This is a genomic window from uncultured Acinetobacter sp., from assembly GCF_947626835.1.
Classification (GTDB): Bacteria; Pseudomonadota; Gammaproteobacteria; order Pseudomonadales; family Moraxellaceae; genus Acinetobacter.
The window spans coordinates 15,206-27,036 of sequence record NZ_CANQTS010000033.1 but is presented as its reverse complement, the minus strand read 5'-3'; the positions used below and the strand labels follow the sequence as shown (position 1 = coordinate 27,036).

Here is an 11,831-nt window from a genome sequence, read left to right as displayed (position 1 = left end):
TGCGCATATCAAATCTGCCATCAGAACAAGCCTCAATTTACAACGATGTGAAACTAGGCTTATCCATGATTCGGGTTTATAATAGTACATTGCTTCAAAATCAGAAGAAGGCTATTAAGTTCTCTTCTTTATGGGATTGTAGACTGGCATAAAAAGCAACTTGAATTGAGTTGGTTTTCTCAATAAATATTGAACTAAAGATTACAGTAGTAATCTTTAGTTCCTAAAATTTTACTCGGGTAAAAATGGGTTAAACATTTTTATTGTCATCAACCTATATAAGAAACCAGCTTTGATTTCAACTCCCACCACTTTTACTTTTAACTTCGGTGATTTATGGGAGGATTACTGGGATTCCCAAATCTGTTAAAACTAAATAACCCAAATAAAAGATATTTAAAATAATACTTTACTTTTAATTTGATTTTGAATATTTTTCACACATACAAAAAATAAACCCAGTAGGGTTGAGGGCTGATATTAAAAAAAACCACCTATTTTTTGAGCTAAAGCAATATGTATTGCTCTAAGCCAATAACCATATACCAAACTTTATCTATATTCAGAACTATATAAATCTAATTAAATTATTGAATTTGATTGATCTTTTCTGTGTTTTTTGTGGGATATTTATGTCTTTAATTATTAAAACTCAAGCAAATGGTATTCATCAACACGAAACTAAAGCATTAACTAAGATTAGAGAAGCTTTTAGCGTAGAAGATGAAATGAGAAAAGTGAGTCCTTGGTATGGTTATGCAGGCTATACCTTGGTGGATCAAATCTCAAAAAAAGAGGGGGAATTCGATCTAATTTTAGTGACCAATAGTGTCCTGATTATTGTTGAACTGAAAGACTGGAATGGAAAGTCGGTCAAGACAGCTGATGGCAATTGGTATATGGATGATCGTGATATGGGTGCGTCACCAGTTTCTTTGACACGCCAAAAACAATTCATTCTTATGAATAAATTAAAGGTATTAAAAAACAAATTTCAGGGTAATCCAGGTTTTGTACCTAGAGTTCATTTTTATGTTGTTATGTGCGGAAAAGTTAATTTCTCTGGCTTGCCTGATGAAGATCTAAATCACGTAATAAGCCTAGAAAAGTTTCTAAAATTTGCCACCAAAAATAATTTTAATAAAGAGTTCAAACCACACCCACAAGCTCAACATCTATACAAAGATTTTGAATTAATCGATAAGATTTTCACAAGCAAAAACAACCCGCCTAAAAAGGTTGTTGTGCATAAATATAAACAGGACGATGAGCTTATCTCTCACCCTAAGAAGCTTTATGTGGAGTATGAGGCGACCTCTACAATATCTCGTTCTGACAAAGCGATTATAAGACAATGGCAATTCGCAAATTTTCATAATTTGAGTATTCAATCTCCTAAACTTAGAGCTCATTTACTGAATCATGAGCGTGTTATCAGTGCTGAGTTTAAGCAAAGTAGCCATTTATATAACACGGCACTTGTTCCTTTGATCATGCCAGAGGAAGATCAAATCACTCAACAATACAATGAGTTGGTTGAATATCGCCAAAGTCATCTTCGATTCAATGACTTCATAACTACAATTAGCCACAATCTAAGTGAAGAAGACCAACTAGATTTAATACAAATTTTATTAAGCAAATTTTCTGAAATGCACAAAATTGGCGTTTCACATGGAGATATTAATGCACATTGTATTTGGATCTCACCTCAAAAAGAGGTAGGAATTTCTCACTTTTTAACAGCTGATACTAAAAGTATTGATAATAATATTCGTGAATTACAACCCGAACTGTCTTTTTTAAATGATACGTCTTGCTCAAAGTTTGAGAATGTTTCAATGTTTAAGAAAGATGCTTATATGCTTGCTGTTTTAGCATGGCATTTATGGTCGAATATTCGGTTAACGTCTAAGTCACTGAGCAATATTAGTGTTGAAAGTTCACACTGGATAGGTGATCTAGTTAAAAAGGCTATCAATCTAGAAGTTGAAGATGCAACCCAATTGCTACGCCTGTTCAATACCAATAGACCAGTACAATCAGTTGAGTTTAGCGCTGATCCGACATTATTAGAACAATACATTACGACGGATAGAATACATAAAGCTTATCCAGAGGATTATGAGCTGTATGAAGATGAGGAACCTGACGTTATTTTATATCGCTCAGGTGATTTGCTCGTTAAAGAATGGTCGGATGTACATATAGAGGATTTTACATCGAGTGACATTCTCAAATATCAGCATTTCTTTGAACGTATTAATGAGACAGTCGAGCAGAATTTACCTTATTTACCAAAGCTTGTAAGAGTTGGCATTTCTACTAAGTCGAGATCCTTGTTTATCGTCAATGAATATCAAGATGGTTTTAGAGCCAATGAAATTAATACGACAAATGAGACCCGACTATTGTTGGCTGCCAATTTAATTGAAGCAATTCTTCATTTGCAGAAACTTGGTTTACCTATTGGTAGAATTTCTAGTTTCAATGTTCTATTCAATTTAGAAGAAAACAGTTTTGTATTTAACGACATCATAGATATAAACCATACAGTAGATCCCGAATGTGAATACTATCCTGATCACATTGATAACCCAACGAGTGAACAGTGCCAAAACTTCGCAATCATGAAATTAGTATGTGACATCCTAGATTTCGAGATTGGTAAAGATAGCACTGACTTTAGATGGATTAGTGACGCTGTTAAATTAGAGCTTGAAGAAAATGAATATCCTCTAGGGGATCTTAACCGGTTATTGGATAGCATTGAAACTGCCCAAGGTAATAGTGATACGCCAACTATTCGAGTGCCTGTGCCAGATAAGTTTAATGAACTTACAATTTACGGCGACAATAAACGTGTATATGTGTCATTAGAAAAGGGGCGTAATGCCAAAGACATTGTTGTTAAAATGCAAGGTATTGGTGGCTCTATACAATTTATTTTAGATCCTGAAAGTAAAAGTATTAAATTTATCACTGGTGTCCGTGAGTCGGATGTGGTGCCACACTACATTGTAGATCAAGCTGTACTAGAGATTAATGTAGCTCTAGATGTACAACATGCAGTTGGCCGTTCAGATTATTCAGATCTTTCTAATTTTCTTTTTGAACTTGAAGAATTTGTAACAGCTATTGATGATGTTCTTGCAAGTCAATTAAATGATCAAGAAAAAAGTGTTGATTCTCAAATTTTATCGGGTTTAGAACAAAATATTAATCCTGATGTACCGTTAATCTTAGATCACTATTCAAATGACCTCACTGATGAGGTTAAAAATTTAGCTGCATTGAATATTGACACTAGAAAGCTATGGAAAGCAATTTTAGAAACGGAGACAGAGGCGTTACCTTATATCATTTTATCTCAACCACTACAGTTTGTTGATAATAAAATTTATATCGCACGCTATGAAGATGACAATGATGTATTAGACAAATTCCCTAGAGACTCAATTATCAGCCTGATCCATAAAACTATTGATTTTAATGGTGACGACAGGGAATTCCGTGTAGGGGACATTGATATTCAACACTCTTTAGCAGGTGAGTTGCGAGTAAAGGGTGTTAAACATGCGGATAAAATTAAAGTAGGTGAGGTCTTATACCTACGCACGAAAGCGGATAAGTCATCATTCTTAAAAAGAAAAAATGCTCTAGAACAGATTCTCAGACGGCAATCGGATATACCTAATTTAGTTGATTATTTTGAACCTGACTCAAATATCAATCCTATTTGTTATGACATTGAGGTAACAGACCAAGATTTTGAGAGATATGATCAAACAGATCAAGCGGGCAAGGTGGTTGTTAGTCTGAATGATTTACAACGAAAAGCTTTTCGTAAACTTATCAACTATGGTCCAGTTTCTATTCTCCAAGGTCCCCCAGGTACAGGCAAAACGGAGTTCATTGCTGCATTCGTTCATTACCTATTCGAGAAGCAGAATGTCAATAATGTATTGATGGTTAGTCAATCACACGAAGCTGTGAATACAGCTGCCGAGCGAATTAGAAAACATTCTAACCGCTTGAATACGCCGTTGGAGATTGTTCGTTTCAGTAATAGAGAAAGTGCAGTATCGAATAACTTAAAAGATGTTTACTCAGACTCAATCATTTCAACACATAAAAATCTGTTTTTAAGTGAAATGGAACAACGGGTTTTATCTTTAAGTCAGTCCATTGGTGTTGATCGAGAATACTTAGCATGTGCCTTGTTCCTAAAAGTACAATTATTTGGACATTTATCAAGAATGTTGGTTTCAAGCGAATTGCCAGAAGAAAATCTAATCTCAAAAACTGAGTGGAATAAACTAGCCGACAAGCTTATTGAAAGACTCAAGGGCTATTCACCTGAGCTGTATTCATCATTGGTAGGTTTAAATAGCCGTCAAATTTTAGATCGTGAAAATCAAATTTGGCAGATGTTAGATGATGCTTTTGAAGTGCATGGTAAAGCTGCCAGTAATGCTAAAGCACTTGTAAAAATTGCGTTTGATTACGATGAGTTAATAGATAGTCCAAATGCAAATTACGAAACATATCTTTCAAAAACCCGTCAATTTGTTTGTGGTACATGTGTGGGAATAGGACATCATTCGATAGACATCGCTAACCAATCATTTGATTGGGTCATTATTGATGAGTCAGCAAGATCAATTTCATCTGAATTAGCTATTGCAATGCAATCGGCTAAAAGAATCCTGTTAGTTGGTGATCATAAACAATTACCGCCACTCTATTCACCGGAACATGCAAAAGCACTTGGTCGTAAATTAGGGGTCTCTAAAAATCGTATTGAGGCTAATTTAAAAAGTGATTTTGAGAGATTGTTTAACTCTCCTTATGGTAAGACAGTTCAAGGAAAACTTTTAGTTCAATACCGTATGGCACCGGCAATTGGGGAAATGGTATCTGCTTGTTTCTATGATGATGAATTAAATACTGGTGTTATCGAACCTTTAGGTCATTCTCACCACAAAGATATGGTACGCATGGTGCCACATATCTATCAGCAATCTACCGTTAAAGAATTACGCTCTACTGTCACATGGGTAGATACCTCAGAGAAATTCAGTGATGCAGTGGGTACTACATTCTTCAATAAACACGAAGCTCGTAAAATTATTGATTTGTTAGAGCGTATACATGCAGATAAACAATTATTGAAAGAGCTAAAAGAGAGATCTAAGCTGAATGAGCCACCTATCGGGATTATCTGTATGTATGGGGAACAAAAACGTCATTTGAGGAAGCAGTTCAACTCTAAGTCTTGGAATGAGGATTTTAGGAACCTAGTGAAAATTGATACGGTAGATAGCTATCAGGGTAAAGAGAATAGAATAATCATATTGTCCATTACTCGTAACAGTGAAGATAACAAAATCGGTTTCATGAAAATGCCAAATCGAATCAACGTTGCCTTATCAAGAGCTATGGATAGATTAGTTATATTTGGTGCATCAAGATTGTGGAACATGCCAAAGCATCAAGAAACTCCATTGGGTGAAGTTTTTAGCTATATCAATGAGCGATTAGGTGATAAAGATCACTATCAATATATAGCTGATCCTAAATTAGAAGCAAAACGACACGCTAACACTGGAAATAATTCACGTAGAGGATTCACTCATGACTAATTACAGCATTCCATATCATGATGTGGATATCCTAATCCCTGCGCAACGCTTTGAAGTTAAGTTTAATTACACATCAAGTCAAATGCCAAATTTCATTGACTCAATGATTATGAGATTACTTCGTATTAGCCCAATGTCAGCAGATAGTGTTGCAAATTTTTTAGGGTTGAATCAAAGAGAATCCAGAATAGTATTGGATCAACTTATTACAAATAATGAAATTGAACTAAAAAAGGATGATTTATTCCATCTAACAAATAAATCAATGAAATATTTTACAACTGTAGACTCAATACCTAAAGTGGCATCAATTCTGGAGCACACTCAAAATTTGATGTATGAGTTAACTAATTTCAATTTCATTCCGGAAAAGCCTGACAATAATATGTATGGTTTGAAATTAATTGCTTCAAACTCTAATGCTGCAAACAGTGAAAATATTGTGCGTGATAGATTCCAGAAGCAATTTTACCAACTTGTAGAAGATGAGGCCATAACACTAAAAAAAATGGATGGTAGACCAAGCATCTATAAGATGGGCACGGTTAAGAAAGTCAAAGACTGCACAGTACGTAAATCCCTTGACCTTAATGTTGATGCTAATGCAGAACCACAAGCAATTAAAGTTTTTGACTCTATTATAAGTGAAGAACTTAGAGAAAAAATTTATCAGGTTTTAGGTCAAAGTAAGAAAGGGAACAATATTAAAGACATCATAGATAATCTAGATGGATTTGAAGAATTTAACTTACAACAATATTTTAAAGATGGGCGTTTCTTGGCATCTGTAGCACTATTCAATAGTTTAAATATTATTGAAAGCTCAGGAGATGAAAGTAATCATCAGTTTATAGGACCATGTTATAGCCAAGGTAACGCAAAACTTATTCTCAATAAAATTAAAGAGATTATTGCAACCGGTCGTCTAATTCAGAATATTTATTGGTTGGCACCGGATGATGCCTTTTGGGGAAAATCACTTAGATTTAACACTTTTGTTGGTGCTTTGGGACAGCTCAAGAACAAACAAAATATTGAATTAAAGCTAAAGTGTTTTTTGCCTATGAATAATGAGCAAGATAAAGCATCCATTATTAATTACCGCAAAATCATTGCAAAAGACCATCAGAAATATTTCTATGGAATTAAAGAGGGTTTTCTAGCTGGAAACTTTGAAATACTTGTTGTAGAAAACGAATTTGCAGTAGTAATTTTGCATGTTTTAGATTCAGAAGCTGAATACCTGACCAGTTTTCCGATAGGTTCAATGAGTACCAATAATAATATGGTAAACAGCTTGGTGAATTTGTTTGATGCTTGGCAACGACCAAAAGAGGAAAATGGGATAAGTTTTGGTCCAATGTTTAAGAAGTAGATTGATTATCTGAATATCTAAAATAAAAACCGGCCTTAGAGGGCCGGGAGGGTATTTCAATTAATGCTATTTTGCACTTGCTGCAAAATCCAATCCTCATATTCTTGTAGCGTTTCTCGTAGCATATCCATCGGTCGTACAATGTAGTGTATTTCAACTAAAGCACTAGGCTTGTGTCCTGAAATCTGTGCTAAAGATCCTTCATTGATTTTTGCCCATATAGCGTAAGCGTCCGCTAAACCCCATCGCTATTTTTTAATTCGGTTCAGGTTTCCAGCAGTGTGGCAGTAATTCTTCTATTTGAGTCACTTTATGTGTCGGTAACCTTTTCAGCACATCACTTAAATAAGCATACGGATCCAGTCCATTCAGCTTTGCTGACTGGATTAAAGTCATGATATTGGCAGCTCGTTGACCACTACGCAGCGAGCCCGCAAACAGCCAGTTCTTGCGTCCTAACGCCCAAGGTCGCATTTGGTTCTCGACCCAGTTATTGCAAATAGGTAGATTGCCATCATCCAGATAGCGGCTTAAGGCTGGCCAACGCTTCAGCGTATAATGAATAGCCTTGGCGATTGGAGAACTCGACGGCACCGTCAGATAATGTTGGTTAAGCCATTCATACAGTTGTTGCATCACTGGTTGACTATACTGTTGTCGGTATTCCCGGCGTTGTTCTGCCGTACCATCAATCTTTTTCCTGAGTTCTGCTTCTATAGCATACAGTTTCTGAATCAGCACTAATGCCTGTTCAGCGACCTGACTTTTCTTGGTCACATGTAGTTCATGGAATTTACGACGTGCATGTGCCATGCAGCCCACCTCAATGACCTGACCTGATCTAAAGCGTGCTTTATAACCACTGTAATCATCACAGACCAAATGACCCTGCCAGCCTTTCAGGAAGTCTTCAGCATGCTGGCCAGAACGGCTATCTTGAAAGTCATAGATCACTGCCTGAACTGGATTGTACTGTGTGCTGGCATAGGCCCAGACATAACCTTTTTTGGGCTTTTTCTCATTTTCACCCATCTGCATGACCGTCACCGGTGTTTCATCTGCATGGATCACCTGCTGTTGCAGTACCACCTGTTTTAAGGCATTGGCCAGAGGTTCCAGTTCCACCCCACAGCGGCCAATCCAGTCAGATAACGTTGATCTAGACAGATCAACACCTGCGCGTAGAAAGATTTGACGTTGACGGTACAAAGGCAAATGATCGGCATACTTTGACACCAGCACATGGCTAAGCAATTCAGGTGAAGCAATGCCTTTATCAATCACATAGGCTGGCATCGCTTGCTGAGTCAGAGTGTCACACTGATCACAGACCCATTTACCACGCACATGCTGTTCCTTATAGAACTGTGCCGGTCTGAAATTCAGTTTTTCACTGACATCTTCACCGATACGACGCAAGGTACAGCCACAACTGCATTGTGTTGATTCAGGTTCATGCTCAATACGGAGGGTGTGTAGATGATCTGGCAACAGCCGACGTTTAGGTTTGTTGACTGGGGCTTTCTGTGCAGCTGCATTGGTTTTATCTACATTCAGTCGTTCCAGTTCCAGATCAACCGCTGCAATATCTTCTTCAACCGCTTCATCCCAGAGATGGATTTGTTTTGCGGTGAGATGTTCATTTTTATTGCCGAATTTGTGCTGTTTAAACAGCGCCAGTTCATGCTCGTATTTTTGATTGAGAATAGAAAGATGTTGAACTTTAGAATCTAATTGCTGATTGGTGACTTCAAGATGTTGAACTCTGGCATCTAATTGCTGATTTGATTGTTCCAGTTGTTGTTTAGATTGTGCCAGAGACTGATGCTGCATCGCCAACTGTCTGGTAAATTCCAGCAGTTGTTCATGGGTCAGTTGGCTTAAATCAGGCAGCGTATTCATGACCGCAGTATGCCTGAGGTCATGATGCAGAGGAAATAGAACGTTTGGAGAATAGCAGAATGGATGAGCCTGGTTTAGAGCATTGTTACCACTTGCTGCAGTCCGATTCTTTGCCAGGGTAAACCCTGGATCAGTGCCTGTAACTGCTCCGGGCTGATCGCCATACTTTCACCCTGGTGAACTTTAGCCCAGTGGAATTTCCCCTGTTCCAGCCGCCGGGCACACAGCCAGATACCCAATCCATCATGCACCAGCACTTTCATGCGATGGCCACGCTTATTACAGAACAGGTAGGCGCAATGCGGTTTGATGTAGCCAAAGGCTCTCAGCACCTGAGCCATGGCAGTATCCATACCCGCACGCATGTCCATCGGCTGGGTAGAGAGCCAGATTTCATCGATATGGATCATGTTGCAAGTGCCTTGAGTAATTCTGCTAAAGCAGATATTTCTGATACTTGCCATTTCAAGCCAATTTCTGCTTTTGAGTGGGGTAAAGTAATTTGAACCGTTAACATGTCAGTAGGAGTAGGATCTAATGGTGCAGAGCAAGATAAGGCAATAAATGCAGGTTTATTCGGTAGTGGTGAGCGATCATTCCCTGGCTTACCATCAATTAAGCGAATCCATTTGGATACAAGATTTGTATTCAATCCATGTTGCAAAGCGACCGAAGCAATTGAAACGTTCGGTGCTTTAAGGCAAAGGATTTCTTTCTTTGCTTCGAGAGGTTCATGTTCATCAGGGTTGTTACGTCGTAAAGGCTGTACGGCCTTATTTGTCTCGGAGAGTGGTGGCAGTCCAAACAACAAACCCCATGACCATAACTTATGGGGCTTGTTGGCTATTTTGCTGCGTATTGTGTGGCTTTTTGTGATTAAGCCTTACATCGCTCCACGCTGCGCTTCATCTTCCAAATAGCTTTCTAAAGAATCATCTAGCGCATATAACCATGGCGTGTGATGTGGCTTAGCCATTTTTCCAGTCATTACTGAGCGATAGACTTTATCTCTAAAGCCCATAATGTTTTCTTTTTTATGCTTTTTCCATTGCATGAAAATATCATGCACTGCATCAATATTGAATGATGGATAGTCCGTCTGCGCAATCAGGCGTTTGATGTAATCGCCTTGGAAGCGGGCAGATTGTTCATCGTTCAATAGGCGCTGCTCTTTTTCATGTAAGGTCTGCGTATGGCTCTGCATTTCTGCCGTGCTTGGTAAAGTAATTTTGCCCAAAATCACATCACGGACAAACCATGCTTGCACATCGAACATATTGAAGGTGTACCATTGATCTTGCATGCCCAAGTAGAACAAGCGAGGATTCTTTTCCCACACCACACCCTGATATAAACCCTGCGGATAAAGGCAGTTATGTGTTCTGAGGCGTAGGTTATCTTCAATAAATGGGAAGTGGTGCAAATAGCCTGTGCATAAAATAATGGCATCAATTTTGGCAGATGTTCCATCACCAAAATAAGCAGTATTTTCATCTACACGCAGTAATTGTGGCTTTTCAGACCAGTTTTTAGGCCATTTAAAACCCATGGCTTTACTGCGATAGCAACTGTAAATTTGCTTAGCACCGTATTTATAACATTGTGAACCAATGTCTTCGGCAGAGTAGCTGCTGCCAACCAATAACACAGACTTACCTTTAAATTCCAGCGCATCACGGAAGTCGTGTGCGTGCAAAATGCGACCATGGAATTGATCAAAGCCTTCATAAACAGGAACACGTGGGGTAGAGAAGTGTCCAGATGCAACGACAACATAATCAAATTGTTCTGAATAGTGCTGTTGTTGTGCATAATCTTCGACATCTACCGTGAATTTTTGCGTTGTTTCATCATAGGCAATATGCTGAACGGCACTATTGAAACGGACTAAATCTTTGACCTGTGCTTTTTCTGCACGGCCTTTGATGTAATCCCACAGTACTGCACGTGGCGGATATGAAGCGATTGGTTTTTTGAAATGTTCATCAAAAGTATAATCGGCAAATTCTAGCGCTTCTTTGGGGCCATTTGACCATAAATAGCGGTACATACTGCCGTGGACAGGTTCCCCATGTTCATCTATACCAGTGCGCCAAGTATAGTTCCATAGCCCGCCCCAATCATTTTGTTTTTCGAAACATACAATTTCAGGAACTTGTAGACCTTTGGCCTTTGCTGACTGAAACGCTCTTAATTGGGCCATGCCACTTGGGCCAGCACCAATAATTGCAATTCGATCCATTGCTATCTCCATTAGTTTTGAGTTCTTAATTACCTCTCCAATTTTGAGTGTCACAATTTAGGATTTGAAATATAAGCATTATAAAGATAAGCAAATACAATCCTAAATTGAGCGATTAAAAATCTGTTCAAAATAGGATGTGAATTAAAAAAAAGAAAAAATAATAAAATGTGCTAAAGACAGTAAAAATTACCTAAGCAATTCATCTTTATAAAAAACACATTTTTTAAGAAAGCTGATCTTATCATAATTTCTGATTAATTGTGGCTTTGCTTAGTTATAAAAGTGAATTTAAAGTCATTCCATTAATATTGGCGGATTCAAGCGGCAAGTGCAACAGTATAAAAACCAGCCATAACTTCACTAGGCGTATACCAACCTAGTGTTTTTCTAGGACGATGGTTGAGTGCAAATTCTATCTGCTCTATTTGTTCGTTTGACACGTCATCAAACGATGATGATTTTGGCAGATATTGCCGGATTAAACCATTCGTATTTTCATTCCTTGCTCGTTGAATAGACTTGTAAGGATCAGCAAAATACGTATCTATGCCGGCATCAGTGATTCTTTTGTGTTCGGCAAATTCCTTACCATTATCAAAAGTAACACTATAAGCATGGCTCATCCGTAAACGATCTAAGTAAGCGTCCGCTGAGCCCCATAGCT

General features: G+C 38.0%; 6 protein-coding genes and 2 pseudogenes. 2 read left to right on the top strand and 6 right to left on the bottom strand.

Features of this window, described 5'->3' with window-relative positions; genetic code table 11:
* Positions 1-632: 632 nt before the first annotated feature.
* Both Q0Z55_RS10950 and Q0Z55_RS10945 read left to right on the top strand, forming a co-directional pair.
* Positions 633-5,645: an AAA domain-containing protein gene (locus Q0Z55_RS10950; RefSeq protein ID WP_297428423.1), complete on the top strand. Its 5,013-nt coding sequence runs from the start codon at positions 633-635 to the stop codon at positions 5,643-5,645.
* Positions 5,638-7,020, top strand: a complete 1,383-nt coding sequence (locus tag Q0Z55_RS10945) for a hypothetical protein (RefSeq protein WP_297428421.1) — start codon at positions 5,638-5,640, stop codon at positions 7,018-7,020. The genes Q0Z55_RS10950 and Q0Z55_RS10945 overlap by 8 nt, the downstream gene beginning before the upstream one ends.
* Positions 7,021-7,076: 56 nt before the next feature.
* Here Q0Z55_RS10945 and Q0Z55_RS12420 read toward each other — a convergent pair.
* From Q0Z55_RS12420 to Q0Z55_RS10920, 6 genes and pseudogenes are all read right to left on the bottom strand, one after another.
* Positions 7,077-7,244, bottom strand: a pseudogene (locus Q0Z55_RS12420) (integrase); the annotation flags it as partial.
* Positions 7,245-7,275: 31 nt separating this feature from the next.
* A complete protein-coding gene (locus Q0Z55_RS10940) occupies positions 7,276-8,922 on the bottom strand; it encodes an IS66 family transposase (protein WP_297428418.1) in 1,647 nt (548 codons plus the stop codon).
* Positions 8,923-8,996: 74 nt separating this feature from the next.
* Positions 8,997-9,332 (bottom strand): IS66 family insertion sequence element accessory protein TnpB, encoded by a 336-nt coding sequence (gene tnpB, locus Q0Z55_RS10935; protein WP_297428414.1) that lies wholly within the window; start codon positions 9,330-9,332, stop codon positions 8,997-8,999.
* Entirely contained in the window at positions 9,329-9,730 is a 402-nt protein-coding gene (locus Q0Z55_RS10930) for a transposase (protein WP_074382684.1), read from the bottom strand. The genes tnpB and Q0Z55_RS10930 overlap by 4 nt, the downstream gene beginning before the upstream one ends.
* Before the next feature lie 75 nt (positions 9,731-9,805).
* On the bottom strand, positions 9,806-11,164 hold the full coding sequence (locus tag Q0Z55_RS10925; protein WP_297428407.1) for an NAD(P)/FAD-dependent oxidoreductase: 1,359 nt from the start codon (positions 11,162-11,164) through the stop codon (positions 9,806-9,808).
* Positions 11,165-11,484: 320 nt separating this feature from the next.
* Positions 11,485-11,805 (bottom strand): annotated as a pseudogene (locus Q0Z55_RS10920) (IS30 family transposase); the annotation flags it as partial.
* Between the last annotated feature and the right edge of the window lie 26 nt (positions 11,806-11,831).